Source organism: Streptomyces sp. NPDC001507, from assembly GCF_042894765.1.
Classification (GTDB): Bacteria; Actinomycetota; Actinomycetes; order Streptomycetales; family Streptomycetaceae; genus Streptomyces.
The window spans coordinates 495,957-513,359 of sequence record NZ_JBIAVV010000005.1 but is presented as its reverse complement, the minus strand read 5'-3'; the positions used below and the strand labels follow the sequence as shown (position 1 = coordinate 513,359).

General features: G+C 64.1%; 15 protein-coding genes and 2 pseudogenes. 3 read left to right on the top strand and 14 right to left on the bottom strand.

What is annotated here, in order from left to right:
• Window positions 1-18 precede the first annotated feature (18 nt).
• The 3 genes from ACFY0K_RS19555 to ACFY0K_RS19545 are packed head-to-tail and all read right to left on the bottom strand — an operon-like array spanning window position 19 to window position 1,895.
• Window positions 19-213: a hypothetical protein gene (locus ACFY0K_RS19555; protein WP_108014878.1), complete on the bottom strand. Its 195-nt coding sequence runs from the start codon at window positions 211-213 to the stop codon at window positions 19-21.
• Between the two features lie 12 nt (window positions 214-225).
• On the bottom strand, window positions 226-1,548 hold the full coding sequence (locus ACFY0K_RS19550) for an FtsK/SpoIIIE domain-containing protein (protein ID WP_390640874.1): 1,323 nt from the start codon (window positions 1,546-1,548) through the stop codon (window positions 226-228).
• Window positions 1,548-1,895, bottom strand: coding sequence for a hypothetical protein (locus ACFY0K_RS19545; RefSeq protein WP_390640873.1), 348 nt, complete (start codon window positions 1,893-1,895; stop codon window positions 1,548-1,550). Before ACFY0K_RS19545 ends, ACFY0K_RS19550 begins: the two co-directional genes overlap by 1 nt.
• A 203-nt stretch (window positions 1,896-2,098) precedes the next feature.
• On the opposite strand from ACFY0K_RS19545, the gene ACFY0K_RS19540 reads away from it, so the two are divergent.
• Window positions 2,099-2,839: a GntR family transcriptional regulator gene (locus ACFY0K_RS19540; protein WP_390640872.1), complete on the top strand. Its 741-nt coding sequence runs from the start codon at window positions 2,099-2,101 to the stop codon at window positions 2,837-2,839.
• Window positions 2,840-3,163: 324 nt separating this feature from the next.
• On the opposite strand, the gene ACFY0K_RS19535 is transcribed toward ACFY0K_RS19540, so the two are convergent.
• The 5 genes from ACFY0K_RS19535 to ACFY0K_RS19515 all read right to left on the bottom strand — a co-directional run bounded on the left by ACFY0K_RS19535 (window position 3,164) and on the right by ACFY0K_RS19515 (window position 9,969).
• Window positions 3,164-4,018 carry a hypothetical protein gene (locus tag ACFY0K_RS19535; RefSeq protein WP_263209783.1) on the bottom strand — a complete coding sequence of 285 codons (855 nt, stop codon included), beginning with the start codon at window positions 4,016-4,018 and terminating at the stop codon, window positions 3,164-3,166.
• A gap of 1 nt (window position 4,019) precedes the next feature.
• A complete protein-coding gene (locus ACFY0K_RS19530) occupies window positions 4,020-5,528 on the bottom strand; it encodes an AAA family ATPase (RefSeq protein ID WP_390640871.1) in 1,509 nt (502 codons plus the stop codon).
• A 50-nt stretch (window positions 5,529-5,578) separates the two neighbouring features.
• Window positions 5,579-7,201 (bottom strand): restriction endonuclease subunit S, encoded by a 1,623-nt coding sequence (locus ACFY0K_RS19525; protein ID WP_390640870.1) that lies wholly within the window; start codon window positions 7,199-7,201, stop codon window positions 5,579-5,581.
• Window positions 7,198-8,604, bottom strand: coding sequence for an N-6 DNA methylase (locus tag ACFY0K_RS19520; RefSeq protein WP_390640869.1), 1,407 nt, complete (start codon window positions 8,602-8,604; stop codon window positions 7,198-7,200). Before ACFY0K_RS19520 ends, ACFY0K_RS19525 begins: the two co-directional genes overlap by 4 nt.
• Before the next feature lie 1,017 nt (window positions 8,605-9,621).
• Window positions 9,622-9,969: a hypothetical protein gene (locus tag ACFY0K_RS19515; RefSeq protein WP_390640868.1), complete on the bottom strand. Its 348-nt coding sequence runs from the start codon at window positions 9,967-9,969 to the stop codon at window positions 9,622-9,624.
• On the opposite strand from ACFY0K_RS19515, the pseudogene ACFY0K_RS19510 reads away from it, so the two are divergent.
• Window positions 9,895-10,161, top strand: a pseudogene (locus ACFY0K_RS19510) (UTRA domain-containing protein); the annotation flags it as partial. The gene ACFY0K_RS19515 and the pseudogene ACFY0K_RS19510 overlap by 75 nt on opposite strands.
• A gap of 195 nt (window positions 10,162-10,356) precedes the next feature.
• On the opposite strand, the gene ACFY0K_RS19505 reads toward ACFY0K_RS19510, so the two are convergent.
• Together ACFY0K_RS19505 and ACFY0K_RS19500 are read right to left on the bottom strand one after the other, a co-directional pair.
• Window positions 10,357-11,853 (bottom strand): protein kinase, encoded by a 1,497-nt coding sequence (locus ACFY0K_RS19505; RefSeq protein ID WP_390640867.1) that lies wholly within the window; start codon window positions 11,851-11,853, stop codon window positions 10,357-10,359.
• Between the two features lie 1,732 nt (window positions 11,854-13,585).
• Window positions 13,586-14,254 carry a hypothetical protein gene (locus ACFY0K_RS19500; protein ID WP_390640973.1) on the bottom strand — a complete coding sequence of 223 codons (669 nt, stop codon included), beginning with the start codon at window positions 14,252-14,254 and terminating at the stop codon, window positions 13,586-13,588.
• A gap of 258 nt (window positions 14,255-14,512) precedes the next feature.
• Between ACFY0K_RS19500 and ACFY0K_RS19495 the strand changes: the two genes are divergently transcribed.
• Window positions 14,513-14,983, top strand: a complete 471-nt coding sequence (locus tag ACFY0K_RS19495; protein ID WP_351236919.1) for a hypothetical protein — start codon at window positions 14,513-14,515, stop codon at window positions 14,981-14,983.
• Between the two features lie 44 nt (window positions 14,984-15,027).
• Here the strand turns inward: ACFY0K_RS19495 and ACFY0K_RS19490 are convergent, their stop codons facing one another.
• The 4 genes and pseudogenes from ACFY0K_RS19490 to ACFY0K_RS19475 all read right to left on the bottom strand — a co-directional run.
• Window positions 15,028-15,321 carry a hypothetical protein gene (locus tag ACFY0K_RS19490; protein ID WP_390640866.1) on the bottom strand — a complete coding sequence of 98 codons (294 nt, stop codon included), beginning with the start codon at window positions 15,319-15,321 and terminating at the stop codon, window positions 15,028-15,030.
• 136 nt (window positions 15,322-15,457) lie between these two features.
• The gene (locus ACFY0K_RS19485) at window positions 15,458-15,664 is read right to left on the bottom strand and encodes a hypothetical protein (protein WP_388605066.1); all 207 of its coding nucleotides are present in this window, start codon (window positions 15,662-15,664) and stop codon (window positions 15,458-15,460) included.
• A complete protein-coding gene (locus ACFY0K_RS19480) occupies window positions 15,633-16,340 on the bottom strand; it encodes a hypothetical protein (RefSeq protein ID WP_390640865.1) in 708 nt (235 codons plus the stop codon). Before ACFY0K_RS19480 ends, ACFY0K_RS19485 begins: the two co-directional genes overlap by 32 nt.
• A gap of 9 nt (window positions 16,341-16,349) precedes the next feature.
• Window positions 16,350-16,604, bottom strand: a pseudogene (locus tag ACFY0K_RS19475) (hypothetical protein); the annotation flags it as partial.
• Between the last annotated feature and the right edge of the window lie 799 nt (window positions 16,605-17,403).

The following is a 17,403-nucleotide window of genomic DNA, read 5'->3' as shown; positions in this document are numbered from 1 at the left end:
TCTTCCCAACAGGTGCTTTCAGAAGCGGAGTTGGCCGAGGAAGCCGTTCACGCCGTCGAGAAACGCCTGAGCGAACGGCGCGGCCACGGTCTTGGAGAGCAGGAAGCCGAAGGCTCCGCAGAGCAGCGCGTCGGCCCACCGGAGGTACCGGATGCGCAGCAGGAACCAGATCAGCAGGCCCAGCAGGAGAACGGCGGACATGGACACCAGCACGGCAGGCCCCTTTCACGGCGCTTCGACGTGCAGCTCGGACAGGACGGGAGTCAGGTGCGCGTACTCAGCGGCGACGGCTTCCGCCTCCGCCTCCGTGATCAGGTGCGAACGGGCGCGTTCCCAGCCGTCGCCGGAAGCCAGGACGGCAGTACCGGCCTGTTCAGGCGTGATGGCCTGCGCCGCCTTCAGGGCATCGGGGTTGAGGTCACCGAGCGCCATTTCGGCTGTTCCGGGGTCGGCCACGCGGTGACAGACCCGGCCGCCGAGCTGTGCCCGCAGGGCGGTGACCCCAGGGCCCAGGTCGGAGCCGACGCGCTGGCCGGCGACGACGAGGAACACCCCGAGTGCCGCGCCGAGCTGGGCGAGCCGGATGAGCGCCGTACCGGCCGCCTGTGCTTCGTCCTTCTCGCTGCGGCTCGCGACAAGGAACAGTTCCGCGATCTCGTCGACGATCACGACGATGGGGACGGGGCGTTCCTTGTCCGGCAGACCCCAGACGTTTCGCACCCGTGCCGCCCGGCACACGCCCATGCGGTCGAGGGTCAGATCAACCAGCGCGGCCAACAGCCTGACCGCTTGCTCACGGTTGGTCGCGAGGGCAGACAACCGCGGCTCGTAGAGGGACAGCTCCATGCCGCCCTTACAGTCGATCCCGACCAAGGCGACATCCTGCGGGGCGAGGCCCGCCACGAGCGCGTTGATCAGTGTCGACTTGCCGGAACGGGTGGCCCCCACGATCAGCCAGTGCGGCACGCGCCGCAAGTCGACCACCCACGCAGCCCCGGTCTCCAGCACACCCACGGCCACCCGCAGCAGATGGCCGGGGCCCCGCTGCTTCGGCACCCGCGGAGCGGCAAGCGGATCGGACGCCGAGGCGACGATCCGTACGACCCCCGGCTTCCAGGAGGTCACCCGCACCGCGTGAACCTCCCAGTCCTCCGCCATGGCCGGCGCCGCCTTGACGAAGTCCTCAGGCACCTGCCCCGGTAACAGCCGGACCAGCAACACGAAGCCGCCGGCAGTCGGCCGTATGAGACCGCGACGCGGCACACGTGGCTGCGGCGGAGGCGCTCCGTTGCCGACGAGCCCAGAGACGACCGTGAGCGCCGGTCGTCGACTCACCGCGAGCCCACACCCGGCCATCAGGAGGCGCCAGGTCCTCATGACCCGGAAGGCGGCGACCGGAAAGCCGAGTAACAGCCACCAGGCGACGGGATGACGGCGGCGCAGGGCCGGGCCCGCCAGAAGCAGACCCGACACCAGCACTGCGGCCACCAACAGCACCCAACTCGGCCCGGTCGCACCGGCCGATGTGGTGATGGAGGCCAGTTTCATCACTGCCCGGCCCCCTTGCCCGCCGGAGCGGGAGCGCTCAGGGGCCGGATCTCCGCCGCACGGAACGCGATCCCGTGCCGCCCCTCGTTCTCCCACGGCGTGGCGACCAGGTCCCGCACGGCCACTGGCATGCCGAGCTGCACACCGGCCGGCTCACCGGCCACGCTCACGGTCACGACATCGGCCGACGCCCCGGCCATCAGGCACAGGCCGACCTGATACATGGTCTTGCCGGTCTCGCGGTCGACCCGCAACTGACCGGTCTCTCGGTTGGCGACCCGCGGAACCGGGGGCACGGCGCAGATGATCCCCGTGAACTTCGCGGTGTCGATCGGAAGGCTTGCCACTGTTCGTTTCTCCTCATCTCTGGCACCCGCAGGCCGATCCTGCGGGTTGCTAGACCACCCGTACTACGGGTGACGCAGACCAGACTGCCGACCCGTAGTACGGGTTGTCAACCGACCTAGCGATACGAGAAACTGCCCACGATCGTGGGCAAGCCGTCCACGGCGCCGAACAGCCGCAGAAGCCACGGCCACGGAGGGCCCGCATGCCGCCGAAGAACACGCAGCCGAAGTACCGGCAAATCGCCGACTACCTGCGCGATGGCATCCTGCACGGCACCTTCCCCGCCGGCCAACCACTCCCATCCGAGGAGGCATTGGCGAAACAGTTCGGCGTGACGCGCCCCACAGTCCGCCAGGGCCTGGCCGAGTTGAGGGCGTCCGGTCTCGTCGAGGCCATCATGGGCCGCGGCACCTTCGCCCGCTCCCCCCACAGCCGCCCAGGCCTCACCCGCCCACGCGGGGTACGCCGAGCCTCGGACGGCCGCTACATCGAAGCCGACGGCATCCGCTGGACCGACGCCGAACCGCCAGTAGCCACCCGAACCGACGCCCCGTTGGCCCTGGCGGACCTACTCCGCATCCCGCCAGGCGAGCCGATGTTCACGTACGACGCCCTACAGACGGCAGACAACGGCCACCTCCGCCAACTCCACCGGACGTACGTGCCGTTCTCCGTCCTCCTAGACACCAAGTACGAGGAGGAGGCCCCACCGCCGGCGCCCGAGCTCTACGCCGCCCTCTCCGACCTGGGCCACGAACTCCACTTCACGGAGTACGTCCGCACGCGGATGCCCCTGCCGGACCAGGCCCAGGCCCTCCGGCTCGCGGACGGGGTGCCGCTTCTCCATGTCCTGCGCGTGACGCTCACGGTGGCCGACAAGCCCTTGGCCCTGGAGGAATTCCACCTACCGGGCGACGAGTTGGAGCTGTCTTTCAGGCTGTAGCCAGACCTCTGGTGGCTCAGACTTTCTTCACGTGATCAAGGCGGCTCGCTCCGCTCCCCGCGCGCGTCACGGGCGCAGAGCAATCAGCCGCCTGACGCCAGAGAAGGGGTACGTCGTGGCTGGGGCGGTCGACTCCGCGGCTTTACGGAGCCACTTTGGCGCGAGCCTCGAAGATCATGGCCCCAACGTCGTGCTTTACCGGGCAGGTCCACAGACTGCCCGACGCGCCGGAAGCTTACGGGGCCATGATCACTCGCGCCAAAGCAATGCCACCCCAAAGCCGCTACACCGACCTCAGATAAAAGGCGCACTGCGGGTATTCAATCAGAGGGGAGCCTCACAAAGGATCTTCGCAGTAAGACTGGCTTCCCTATGCCCGCGAATAGCACATCGCGCCACGGCCGAGTACTCGGCCGAGCGAGTCATAAATTGCGCCAGTTCCGCCAACCTCTCCTTGTATTCAACCCGCATGTCGGAATTACCCGTAAGAATCAATTTATAAATTCGATCAGCCCTCCCGCAGAGCGATATCATCTTCAAATGTATCCTCTTCCTCTCTCTGACGGTATACGGATGATCTAAGTGCAAAATCACGCGCGAAGAATCAATGCGACTCATCGCCAAAGGGTCTGTCAGCACCATCGAGGTGTTAAGTCCCAGCTTTCCTTCCTCGTCGTACCAAACGGTTGATACATCGAGGACCGAGCAGGGATCCAAGAGTAGGGGCTCTTCACAATCAATGGAGTCATTCGGCCCGTAAGCTCGGTATGAACCGACCGCCAGCGGGAAATGGTCCTGTTTGCCACCGGCGCTACCCGACTCCGCGTGCTTTCGTCTACTGTTGCAGTAAGTGCACGCGTATCGATAATTCTTGTAGTCGAAGGCCAGCCACCAGTAACCCGGATGGTTCGCATCCTCGGCCACTTTCCCCTTAGGGCGATAGTGGTCTACAGCATTATCCGATCGCGTATTCTTTGACTCGCAGTACCAACACTTCCCATGCGAGGCTTCTGACAATTTCTCTTTGACTTCGCGCCAAAGGTCAGAATGGTCCTTGAGGATTTTATCTCTCTCGTCGTCGGAACTTGCTTGCTCAAGCTCACGCGTAACAGACGCGCACTCCTTCTTCCACTCTGCGGGCAGCAGAGAAGCAACTTCCAAGAGATCAATAAGAATCACGTTACTCTCCCCCGGGCGCTGTGAAATCGCCTTCGCTAAGGACTTCCCTCAGGAGGTCTTGAGCGGCTTCGCGGTTTTCCTCGATCTCTTCACGCGAAAATACCAGAGGCGCATCGATGCCCCCCTCCTCGCTGAGCTTCGCCCGCAAGTACTCTTGAAACTCTGGATCCCTATCTTCCATAAGGAGACCTAGCGCTTGAAGCTTTTCACTCAGCCCGCGCAACTCCTCCGCCTCAACAGAGGATAGGTAGTCCCGCGAGGCTAGATCTCTTTTCCGATCGAGAAGCTCAAGTGTTTCGAGGTCGAGTTGCGACCTCAATCCATAGACGTCACTGGTCAGCAAATTACCGACGCCCATACCGCGGGGATCCTCGATTGGTGCAGACGCCGAGATCGTCCCATCGTCATGGCGTTCCAGGATGCGAACTTCCGACTTCAGGAGGCCGGCCACTACTAGAGGATCGTGCGTGGCCATCAAAACGTGCGACGTCTCGTCCAGCGCACCGAAATCATGCAGGAATTGCCTGTATCGAACACTCCAGGCCGGATTAAGGTGCGTGTCTGGTTCATCCAACAAGAAGAGCGATTCTTCTTCCCTCGTGAATCTCATAAGACCTAGTACCAAAAGCAGCTGCTGCTCGCCCTCACTGAGTTGTCTGAAAGTAAGGGAAGAAGAACCTCGTTCCGTCGAAACTCGGATCCGAACATCGTGAATCAATTCCGACATGTAGGTACTTTCGAGCGCCTTAAAGAACTCCTGATTGCTTGGGTAGGCGCTCGCTAGTGCCCGAGTCTCAGCAAGCCCTGATAGATACAGAAAGAGATGCTCTGAGCGGCTAAACCTAGCCAGCCCCACGGGAACTCTTCTATCGAGTCTCATTGGCGCGAGCGCGATCGCATACAAGCGATCCAGGAAACTCCTGACTGTGCCTCTTGCATTCCAGAAGCGCTTATCTCCGGATCGGCTATGCCATGATGGCTTCTGCATGACAAACATGACTGACTCAAGGTCATGTATGCCGAGTAACCCCTTGAGGAGTCTTTGAACGGTGGGGTCGTCATCCAAGAAAAACGCAAGCAGGACGAAGCTGGAGTAAACATTCCTCGCGTAAAAGAGAGGACGCAAGGGTTTCTCTTCACCTCGAAGGAGATCCCTATAAAAGCGCTCCTGGTGGGCACTGAAGTGCTCCTCCAGCCGATTGCTCGGGCCGGAGTAGTAACCGAATACATGCCGAGGCCGATAACTCGCCCCTACAGTACCCACAAACTTGCCATTCGGAATAACGTCCCCGTTCACTGAACAGGTGAGATGAATCGAGCCAGCGTTCTCCGCCGCTGATACGTGAATCAAGTCGCCGCTGATCTCGTACTTTAGGTCATACTCGAATCTCGGAGTAAGCCCCAAGTCGAGATCCCGGAAGATCACCGTGAGTGCTTCCAGCAGGTTTGATTTGCCAGCGCCGTTACGCCCGACAAGAACTGATACTGGCGCAGTATTGTCGAATGACACATGGAAATCATTCAGATTTTTGAATCTGCGTACACCAACTTCAAGTATTCTCATGAAGGGGCGCCGATCGTGACAAAGACCAGTTCATCGTCTGGGCGATCAATGTCGATGCGTCCATCTTTCGATAGATCACGAAGCAGGGCATAGAAGTCGTCTACAGCATCGTCTTCCAAACGCATACTACGATATAGCTCTGCGGGGCTAATTCGACCACCTGACGACTTAAGAATCTGAAGCAAATTATCAGCGTTCGCCACGCCGCCCTCTGCACTCATTTCGCCCGTTTTCCTTACCTGGGAGGTTTTCTTCTTAGCAGGAGCCTTTAGCGAAGACTGTCGCTCAAGCATTCGGTTGACGAGGTTTTGCGTTTCGACTCCTGTCATGGAGTTACTCAAGCTCTGCGAAATTGTGCGCGCCAGATCACCATAGGCCAGTCCCGCAATCGTAAGCACTTCTGTCTTTAGCAGATGTTGCTGGCTTTCGACCAGGGCGGCCCTAGCCTCGTTGGCCTTATCAACGACTTGATTAATCAAGTTCACTTGCCGGCGTTGTTCGGTGACTTTTGGGATGGGAACCGGTAGTTGGCGCACGTCACGCAGATTTAGGCCCGGCATGTCGATTCCTCGCATGCGGTCAGACAGCCAACCTTGCACCCAATGGCTTGAGAGCCAATGTGCTAGATACTCGCTTTCCAAGTCTTCGCGTGGCCGGAGGCGAGCAATTCCCCTGTTGATGTTCCCGCCATCCAGTTCGGGGGGGACCACTGCAACACGTGTATTGCGGATAATTCCCAGCAACACATCACCAGAGGCGATAGCTGATCGAGAGAACTTCTCATGAACTGCCACCGACGTGTTCCGCAACTGGCCCTCGGTAACCTCGCCATTCTGCAGGTCTTGCTGTTGCACATATGGAACTCCAGTTCCATCCTCCACATCCGGTCCAGGTTGCAGGATCCCGTAAACGATCGGAGCATCGGGGGCAACTGCCTCAGCAGCAGTTACCCATGATGGGTCTGCTTCGCTCGGAAAGGACTCCTCCTCTGGGTCACGATCACCGATGATCACTTGATCCCGGAAGTTCCGCACCAAGAAGTCCAGGTCTGGAACGGACTCTGCTAGGACATGGCGCGCAGTGTCTACTCGCTCTTGAAATACGCGCGCCGTGTCCGCTAGAAGCTCTTGAATGGCCCGAGGTGGAATCGGAAAAGGCAAAGATTTAAATCTATTAAGCCCTAGGTGGGCGATATTTGTTGTTGCTTTCGCGATCTGCGAGAACACGCCCTCCTTTTGGTAGGCTCGAAAGACTAGTAGTGCATACTCGGGAAGGATCTCCTTATGTGGGCGAAACCTAATGATACTGTTCTGAAAAAATAGTTCTTCGAGTTCACCGCGATACAGGGCGGCACGCCCTACTAGCTCTCGGCTCTGTCCTTCGCACAGAAGCACGTCGCCATCCTTGAGGCGGTACTTCTCTCGCGCTTCACTGGAAAAGTTCATGGTGGCTAGATCGCTGAGATCGATCTCGTCGTCAAAGACATTCGCCACTCGGAGGTACGGATACTGCTCCGGCGCCAAGGACGCTGCCGGCGTCTTCTGTTGCCCAGAGATCGCGTCCCCGGCTTCGGCCACCTTGCAAACTGCCCAGCCGTCAGGAAATTCTTTCCTTATCACTCGTCACCAACTTCGATCGATTCCCGTCGTGCGGCGGCTACCAACGAGCTGTCTCGCAACATTTCTTCTACCTCCCCAATAGCCTGCTGAGCAGCCGTGATGCAGTCGAGAAGGGCTACTGCGACATCATGAGGTGTCCGGTGGACGCTTTCAGCAGCGCTCTGTGTCCCTGAAGTGCCAGCTAGGTCCAACCTGTCATCTACCGACCTCAAGTCCTCGCGGGTTACACACCTGAATCGATCGGTCTCCTCTCGCTCGGCACGGCCGAGAGGATCACTTCCGTAGCACTGAAGGAAGTCTCCTAGGTCAGAAATACCTAGCGGCTTACGCTTAGTGAATGAGCTGGAGGAAGATCTGAGGTCATAGATCCAGGTCGAATGAGTAGGGCTGTCTGCACAGAAGAAGAGAACTGACGTCCTGATTCCAGTTGCATAAAAGATGCCAGTCGGCAGCCTGAGGATCGTGTGCAGTCGATAGTTGTCGAGTAGATGGGTCCTAATCGACGATGCGACCCCCGACTCAAAAAGGACGTTGTCGGGGACTACGACGGCCGCTCTACCTCCCTTACTGAGGCTCTTGTAAATATGTTGGAAAAATCCTAGCTGCTTGTTCGATGTCCGGTAATCCATGTACTGACTTTGAGTCGCCGACAAGTTGCCTTTCACTCCAAATGGAGGATTCGTCAGGCATACAGACACCTGCAGCGCCTTGGGATCTCGACTAAGGGAATCACCAAGTTCGATTTCTCCCTGCAGGTCATGCAGTAGCAGGTTCATAAGTCCCATGCGTTGGACATCATGCACTAGCTCAACACCATGTAGTCGAGGCTGTTCTTCGCCTTGATTTTGCGTGTGTAGGCCAGCCGCTACCAGAAAACCTCCGGTGCCTGCTGCGGGATCATAAACGGTGTCGCTATCCGTTGGATTAATCGCTTGTACCAAGGCGTCGACAACCGCCCGGGGAGTGAAGTACTGACCAGTTCCATACCTCGACTCCTGGGCATTTTTTTCAATGAGGCCCTCATAGACATCACCAAGCCCATTTTGACGAGCGCGATACCAGTCAATTTCGTCGATGCCATTGATCAACTGCCTCAGCGCATCACCTGAAGTCAGACGAGTCTCCGCCTCGCCGTAAATCGTTGCTACCGTCTCATCCTGCGATGATCCAAGACGTTCCAATATGTCGCTATAAATGCCAGCAACTTCATCCGATCTTGCTTCTCGTAGCACTGCCCACCGGCAGTTCACTGGAAGTCGTTCCTCCATGCCGAGCTCTGCGGCCAACTTCAAGAAAAGCAAGTACGTAAGCTCATTGAGGTACTCGTGATAGGTGACTCCCTCATCACGAAGAACCGCACAGAGCGACCAAAGCCGCCGTGTAACGTCTGACGTATCCCTCATCTGGTTCCTTCGGGTCGTGCGAAAGCATCGGCACAGGGTAGGCAGGTCATGATCCCACGGTGAGTGGAGTTGAGGCCCAGGGCTCTCAGTTCGCGGCTCGGCCTCCACACCTGGGTCCCCCGTGCTCGGGCCCGCTGGATGTCCGCTGCTACTTCGGCTGCTGCTGGCTGCTTCGGATCCTTGTGATCTCCCTCGCCCTGTCCCCGCCGCCTGGATGTGTCTGGCCTGCGCATCGTAGCGAGCGAGGGTCTGCCTGGTGCCGTATACAGCGGTTCAGCAGCCGAGATCCCGATATTCAGGCGGTGTTGTCAGTACCGCCTGGTGCGTTGATCATCGTGGCTCCAGTTCACCCCATCAAGCAGCTGGCGCCGTCCCGATCGGATGAGGAGACGAATGTCGGCTTCGTTGACGTCCGCGTCGGCACGGCCTCATCCGAACACGCGAGCGCCCTACCGGACCGCCGTCCTGAGCTGTGGAGGGCGCTCAATGCTGACCGACGTCGACAGCCGCCAACAGCTGTCCAACAGGTGTGGGCGCTGGTTGATACAGCAACCGCAATCCGCGGCCGCCCGAGATCAAGTGGGAACAGCAGGCAATCACGGGGAAAGGCGCTCAGCCCAAAGCGATGACGGAACAAGGATTCGGCCACGTCAGCGCCCCAAATGCTCCTAAAATGCCCTAGCTTCCCAAGCAGATGGCTCAGGCGGTGCAGTCGGACCGGCCGTCGCAACTTCTCCGGTCGACGACGCCGGCAACGAAGCTAAGACCGGCGGGGGTGCCGCGAGGCATACGCGCGCGGGGTCGGGTCGGCACAGCCGCCGTCGTGGCTGACTGTCGTCGGCTGAGGCTCAGACAGTCACCGAGAGATTCCTCCTCGAATCGATGCGCTGCATATCGCCTGGGGTCGGCATGACGCGACGGGGAGGGGAGCCCGAGTTGATGCTCAGGCTTCCCTCCCCGCCAGGAATGGCCGTTATCGTCAAGCGCCCTTCCGCTCGCTACCTTTCACTCGCCCTGTCATTCGCTCATCGCCAGGAGGTGACCGCGGCTGGTCGCGACGCGGAGGACAGCTCGCAGAGCGCCAGTCGGTTCTTTCGCCAGGCCCCGCACGACCTCCGGGTCCGTGTCCTGGTCGTCGAGGGCTCCGCAGGCTCGTTCCAGCAACTCCCCCGCCGTCCCGAGTTGGACTACCTCGATGTTGTCCGCCAGGCGGGACATGGAGCCGTCCGGGTCGTCGGTGCTCAGGTAGCAGGGCTTGCCCTCCGGCCCCGACCACGGGAGGAGCCGCAGTTCCCCGAAGGTGGGCCCCACGCGGGCGCCGGAGTCGTGAACCGCATAGCCGCGATCGGGGTCACGGTCAGCCATGCCGTGGAGCAGCCGGAGCCGAGGCAGGCGAGCGCCGAGGAGGCGTCACTAGTGGGCATCCAGAAGGCCGCGCTCGTGACGCACATCCGGCGGACGTACTACAGCGACGACGGACGGCCCGTAGAGACGGCGGACATCGTAGTGCCCGCGGCTCACCGCGAGATCGTCTATGAGATCCCGATCAATCGTTAGCCGAGGTCAGAGGCCGACATCTGACATCCACGGCTGACATCAACGAGGCCGGACGGCGGCATACAGCAGCGCCCCCGGGCGACCGTCGGACCAGCCGTCGACAGCCTCAGAGGCGGGTGTAGATCGAACTCCTCAAGCGGGTGTATCCCTGGAAGGTTGCGCATGTGACGGCAGGGCGGGTTTGGTCCTCGAGCTCTAATGCGTCGGGCTTGGGCTGGGCGGTGCGCCGGTGGCGTCGCCGCCGCCCTTCGAGGGCGTTGGTGATGGGGACGCCGTGCCGGCGGTTGGCGTCTCCGCAGGTGTCGTCCCGCTCGGGCCGACGGCCCCGGCTCCGGTCGGCACGGATCGTGGCGGCCCCGAGCTCGCGGGCGGTGCAGCGGCGCTGCGGCTCGAGCCCGGGGCGGCCGCCGGATCAGAAGCGCCGAGTGTCCTGGAGACGGGCTGGGCATGAGATCCGGTTGCCGCAGCCGCAGGGTGGGACGCACCGAATGCCCTGGAGGGTGGCTGCGCCCCGTGAGATCGGGTGAGTGGGAGGGCACCGGGCCCGCTCTTGGCAGTCGCCGAACCGGAGGGCTGGTGCGAGGGGGTATCGGCGGGCGTCGTTGCTGCCCGGTCGTCGCTTCCGCTGGTGCTCGATGCGACGGCGAGAGTCGCGCCCAGGACCGCGGAGAGGGCCAGGGCCGTGCCCGCTGCCAGGCGACGGCTGCGGCGAGTGCCGCCGGGGAGGTTGCGCCGGGTGACCGCCGCCTCCTGAGAGCGTATGTGCTCTGCCGTACCGGGGTGAGCGGCCAGCGGCGTCGGAAGGCGCGCCTCGGAGGGCGCCGAGAGCGGCAGGGGGTACGGACCAGGTCCGGCGTGCCGGGAGGCGAGGGCTTGCGCGCACTGCTCGGCGTCCGGGCGGGCCTCTGGGTCCTGGGCGGTCATGGCCCGCAGCAGGGACGCGAGTTCCGAGGGGAGCCAGGCGGGGACTTCGGGAGAACGGTGCAGGCGGGCGACTGTCGCTTCCAGCGGGGTGCCCTGGTACTCCAGCTCGCCTTTCAAGCACTCCAGCAGGACCAGGCCGAGCGCGTAGACGTCGGCGGCCGGGCCGATCCGCCTGCCCTCGACCTGCTCCGGTGCCAGATAGGCGGCGGTGCCTATCAGCACGTCCGGTTCCGTATGGCGGGTGGCGTCGGCCAGGCGCGCTATGCCGAAATCAGCCAGGTGAGGAGCACCGGCCGCGTCGAGGAGGATGTTCGACGGTTTGATGTCTCGGTGCACGACGCCGGCCCGGTGGACGTAGGCCAGCACCCGCGCGAGGGCGGCGCCTACATCTACCACACGCCGCTCAGGCAACGCTCCACACGCCAGAAGGCTGCGCAGCGTGGGACCCTTTATCAGTTGCATGACCAGGTAGGTGCGGTCGTCGTGGCGGCCGGCGTCGTAGACGGTGACCAGTCCCGGGTGCTGCAGGCTGGCCAGCAGGACGGCCTCCGCGGTGAGACGGTCCTCCGTCTGCGGGTCCGTGCCGGGCCGGAACACCTTGACGGCCACGGGCCGCAGAAGGCGCGTGTCAACGCCCTCGTACACGTCGGCCATGCCTCCCGATCCGATTCTCGCGCCCAACCGGTAGCGGCCGGAGAGGACTTCGGCGGGCTGCTCATCCGCTGGAACCGGCGCGGGCGGCGGGGCTTCTGATTGGCGGGCCTTCATCTGGTTCTCCGTTGCTGTCACCGCGTACCGGACTCGGCCATGGGCCATGCTGCGAGGCGGGTACCCCCAGCCCGTGCCAGATATCCGGACCAAGTCGGCGCAGCGACGAAACGGCCCCACCTCCCCCGTGGCTGGAGCGTGGCGGCGGGTCAGGCAAGCTGCCGGCCGGACTACCGCCGTCGTCGCCGACCTCCGCCGCCGGCCGCTTCCCCGGCAGGTCACTGACCGGTGGCCGACAGCCGTGGTCTCAGGTCAGCAGGGCGACCGAGGTCAGGAAGCACGAGCTTCCCGAGCTGATGGCGCGACTGAAGTGGCCTGCCGACCGTTCGGGCTGGGGCGCCAGGGGTGCCGGTCCCGGCCGAACAGCAGGGCACCTGGTTGGTCCTCGTCGAGGAACGGAGTCCCTCTGTTCAGTGCAGCGGAGTCGCCGGAGAGCGCGCTTCGTAATCCCTCGCTTCCAAGCCGGCCCGGATGAGCCGTGCCAGGAGCAGGGCCGCTTCAGGGCGCACCGTGCCGAGGCGTACCAGGCCGTCACCGTCGAGGACAGGGACGGCCGCACCGTCACCGGACGCATTCGCCCCTGTCTCGGATTGCCGCCTGATGTCGAGCAGAGACGGGTGGTTCCGTAGGGGTGGCGCTGCTTGCTCGCCGGAGGATCCGGACCTCCTGGTCGCCAGCCCGTTTGAGGTTCGCCCAGTGGGAGTCCGGAGTCGCCCACCCAGGCCCGGGCCTCAGGCGTCCAGGCGACGCGGGGGCCGAGGGAGATCCAGACGCCGAACTCGCGCGGGGAAGGCTCGACGTGCTGCGGCACCCAGACGCTGTTCAGACAGAGCAGCACGCCGCAGTCCTTGGACTCGGGCAGGCCGCGCCAGGAGCAGTTCCATCGGACGTCCAGGGACAGCGGCCCGAGCACGGAGACCATCCGGTCCAGTTCGTCTTCGGTGCAGTCGTCCTCGGGCTCACTGGCGGGGTAGCCGAAGGGCGGAGTCGTGGCCAGAACGAGTCCCACCCCATCGGGTAGGGGCCAGAGGTCGACCAGGTCGGGGCGGAGCCGCACGTCGCCCGAGATGTAGGACTTCGACTGCTCCGTATCGAGGGTGACGACACGGCGGCGCCGCAGTTCGTTCAGAAACGGCACGCCGTGGGGTTCGCGGTCCGCACCGAACCGGGCTGTGGGGAAGGTGGCGAGTGCGTACGCGAATTGCTCCGCGGTCGTGATGTCGTCCACACGGGGCCACGGAGGGGCGGTCCACTCGGCGAGGTCGCGCATGATCGCGCGCGCCCGCGACAGCGCGCTCACCGCGTCGGGGAAGGGTTCGCGTACTCGGTAGAGCGTCGAGGACAAGAAACGCGCCTTTCGAACAGGGGCGGGGGCGGGCACGCCTTCACGGTGCGCATCCGCCCCTGTCCCGGATTACAGCCTCACGGCAGACAGCGGCAGGCGGTTCAGTTCGAAGAACAGCAGGTATGTCCCGCGACACGGCCTTCATCGGCGTCGCTGCCGAGGTCGAAGTCGCCCAGACTGCCGCCGCTTTCGCTGTAGACCGCAGAGGGAACCCCTGAGATCACCGAGGCGGCCGGCTACTGATTGGGGCCGATCTGCCGCTCGCCGAGATCGCGCGCTGGGCGGCCTGCCCGCCCCATTGTTTCACCCCCGTGGACCAGAGCAGCCCCTCGCGAACGGCACGCACGCCTCGCCTCCACCGGGGCGTAAGAGGCTTTGGCCTCCGAGTCACCAGCCTTGCTGGGGTTCACCCAGCGGAAGTCCGGAGTCGCGGAGCCAGGCGTCGCCCTCGGGCGTCCACGCGACACGGGAACCGAGGGAGATCCAGACGCCGAACTCGCCGGGTGACGGCACGGCGATCTGCCGCGTCCAGACGCTGTTCAGGCAGAGTTGCACGCCGCAGTCCTTGGACTCGGACAGGCCGCGCCAGCCGCAGTCCCAGTCCACGTTCAGAGACAGCGGTCCGAGAACGGAAACCATGTCATCCAGTTCCTCCTCGGTGCAGTCGGGGTCTGGCTCGCTGTAGGGATCGCCGAAGGGCGAGGTCGAGTCCAGAGTGAGAGTCAGCTTCTCGGGCAGCGGCCAGAGGTCGGTCAGGTCGGGGCGGAGTATCGCGTAGCCGGCGAACGAGGAGTTCGGCTCTTCGTTGTCGAACGTGACGACGGTGCGGCGCCGCAGTTCGTCCACGCAGGGTCCGACGCCGGGTTCTGCCTGGTTCCCGTAGATGCGGGCGGTGTCGAAGGCGGAGAGGGCGTAGGCGTATTGCTCGGCTGTGGTGACCGGCTCCATTCGGGGCGTGGGGCAGGAGGTCCGGTCCGCCAGCTCGCGCGAGATCTCCCGCGCCCGCGCCAGCGCACTCGGCGCGTCGGGAAAGGACTCGCGCAGCCGGTAAAGCATCGAGGACAAGAAACGTGCCTTTCGGACAGGGGCAGGGCGGACGCGCCCTCGCGGTACGCGTCCGCCCTGCCCCGGATTACGGTCTGAGGTCATTCAGCGCTGGGCGGTTCAGTGGGAGTACCCGGACCTTGGCCGTCAGGCCTCCCCGGTGATCCGCCACCGCCGCAGTCCCGACTTCCGGCGTTCCGCGCTTTGTGGTCCACTACGGGCACCGCACCAACGCAACCGTCCGTTCGGCCGTCGCCGGGGAGAACCGCTGTGTCGTACTACCTGCTCACCGTGGAGAGTTCGCACCGCACCGGTTTCGGTCTCCAGGTCGAGCCTGGGGTGCGGATCCGCGAACTAGCTGCGCGCGTGGGGGACATGGACGTGCCGGTGCCCGGGGACCGGCTCCTGCTGCTCTTCCCCGAGGAGGGGGTCTGGCAGGCCCCGCTGGCCGGCTTCGGCATCGAGGCGTGGCGGGACGGCGACCTGCTCTACACGCGCAGCGACCCGTCGGACCCCGAGTTCGTCCTCGCCATCGGCGGGAACCGCGGGCCGGAGGACCTCCCGGTGGGGACGCAGATCTGGCTCGACGACCGCGCCCCCACCGGCGGGCACCGCACCAAGGGCTGGCGGCACATCATCGAGGGCCTCACCACGGGACCGTGGATCCATGTGCCCCCGGGCGACGACGAGGACGACGCCGGACAGGACACCGGGCGCGGCAGCGCGGACCGCGACGGCTGACTCGGGCGGGCCGGGTCAGCCGTCGCGGACCGCCCGCGGGCGGGTCACCGCAACGAAGGCAGCGGCTCCTGGGCGAGGGGCTCATCGGGGTCCGGCTGCACGGGGTTCCACCGGTACTGCAGGTCGTCGTTCTTCAGCAGGACCCCTGCCTTGACCATGCTCTCCAGTATCTCGTCCAGCATGATGCCGAGCGGGAACCCGTCGATCCAGAAGTGCCCTTTCATGGAGCCGAAACTGCGTTCCGGGGGGATCGCCCCGAGGAACTTGCCGAGCCGGTATCCGGCCCGGTCGAAATCCGTCCACTCGGCGAGAATATCCGGCAGTCCCGCGGATTCCATCTCGCCCCCTTTCCGTGCCTCACTGGAAGGGAATCCGGTCCTTAGTGCCATCGTACCCATGCCCCAGCACGGCGTTCCATAGGGGAAACGGTCGGGCCGGGAGCGGATGTGCGCCCGCTCCCGGCCCGACCGTCTTTCACTCCTCCATGCCCTCGATCTCCGTCAGGAATGCCTGCACGTCCTCCATCGACTCGGCATTTGTGTTCATCCACAGATCCTGAGTGGATTCCATTGCTGCGCCGTATTCCTCCGGCGAAGTGCGGTTCTCGGACGGGCCGAGCAGGATGTGGTAATCCTTGTTCGGGTTCGAGTCAGGACGGGGCGTGACGCCGCGGGCGGCCAAGGCGCTGTCGTCCTTGATGGCCCACAGCGGGTCCTTCGACTTGCCGCCGGGGAGCCAGTTCGGCCGGAAGCTGGGGGGGCAGCTTCCTCGGGTCGGTGGTAAGCGACGCGCCGGGCGGCAGCTCCCCTGCCTTGTCGGTGACGATGTTCCCGTCCTCGTCGAGATTTTCTTCGTAGTCCGACAATCGGGCGCCCAGATGACGCGAGCCGGTGCCGAGCATCGGCTTGCCGTCGGGGCCCGCCCGCATCGTGCGGAAGAAGGCGGTGGCCGCGGCCGTGACCTTCCACCAGTGGCACTGGCCCATGAAGATGCACATCATGCCGCGCTCGTTCGCCTTGGCCTGCTTGTCCAGCGCCGCGTGCAGCCCGTTGACCTCCGAAGCAAAGGACTTGGAGCACAGGTCCTGATGGGCCTTGCAGACGTCGTCCCAGGTGCCGACCTCGATGCCGTACGAGAGAGTTGACTCCGGCATCTTGTACGTCGAGGCCCGCGGGTCGAACTCCTTGTCGAAGTGCGTCTTGAGGGCCTTGTCGAAGTCCCGGGCCAGCTGCTTCAGGTTCGGCGTGTTGGCGCTGAACCCGAAGTGCGGGCTGACGAAGGTCCTGCTGGTCACCTGCCCCGCGTTGTCGAAGGCGGTGGTGCCGGTGCCGGTATCCGGGTCGGTGGCGGAGGTCACCTCGCCGAGCAGGTTGTACTTCCAGGACCAGGTGTTGCCCGCGGCGTCGGTCTCCGAGGCGCGGCTGCCGTCCGGGTAGTAGGTGTAGCTGGTGTCGGCATAGTCCGAGGCCGGGTCGTCACCGGGTCGGTGGGCGCACCGGCGTGGTAGTCGTACATGTGCGTGATGTGGCCGCGGGGGTCGGTGAGCAGGCTCTGCGCGGTCGCGCCGGCGGGCGGGATCGTGGTCGTGAAGTTGCCGCCGTAGACCGTGGTGGTGTGCCAGGTCTCGGTGCCCAGCGCGTACTCGGTGCTGACGGTCCTGCGGCCGGCGCCGTCGTAGGTGTAGCCACTCTCGGCCGGGATATCGCCGTCCTGCGCCTGCACCAGCGTGCCGTTGGGCGCGCCCGACGTGGAGTAGGGGCGGGAGGCCTTCACCACCCAGCCGTCGGTGTTGTACGTGGTGTCGCTGACGTCCCTGCCGCCGTCCGGCGTCGGCGCCTGGGTCTCGCGCACCCGCAGCAGCGCGTCGTAGATCACGGTCGCGGTGCGGTAGCTGCCGTCGTCGGCCAGGCTCTGGGTGGTGACGACCGAGGGCGTCCCGGAGTTGACCGCGTAGCTGTACTTGGTCGACGCGGCCGTCACGCCGGGCTGGAAGACCTGGGTGACGCGGCCGAGCGCGTCATAGGTGCCGGAGACCTTGTAGCCAGCGGGGTCGGTGACGCTTAGCTCGACGTTGCGCGGCGTGTCGTAGGTCTTGGTGGTGGTGTGGCTGAGCGGGTCGGTCTCGGTGATGGAGGTCGGCTCGGCGCCGGTGGCCGGCGTGTAGACGGTAGTGACCGTGCGCTGGTCGGCGTCCGTGGAGGTGAGGCTGCGTCCGTACTGGTCGACGGTGGTGCTCGCCTCAGTGGTGTAGACCGGGGTCGACCCGGTGTAGGAGGTGGCTTTCTGGGTCTTGGTCGGGTCGCCAACGCTCGGGGTCGCGCCGAGGGTGCTGGAGCCGTCGTAGAAGGTGAGCGTGTCCGACACGGCGTCCGCAGGGAGCGACGGTGTGATCGAGCAGTTCACGGAGGTGGTACTGACCT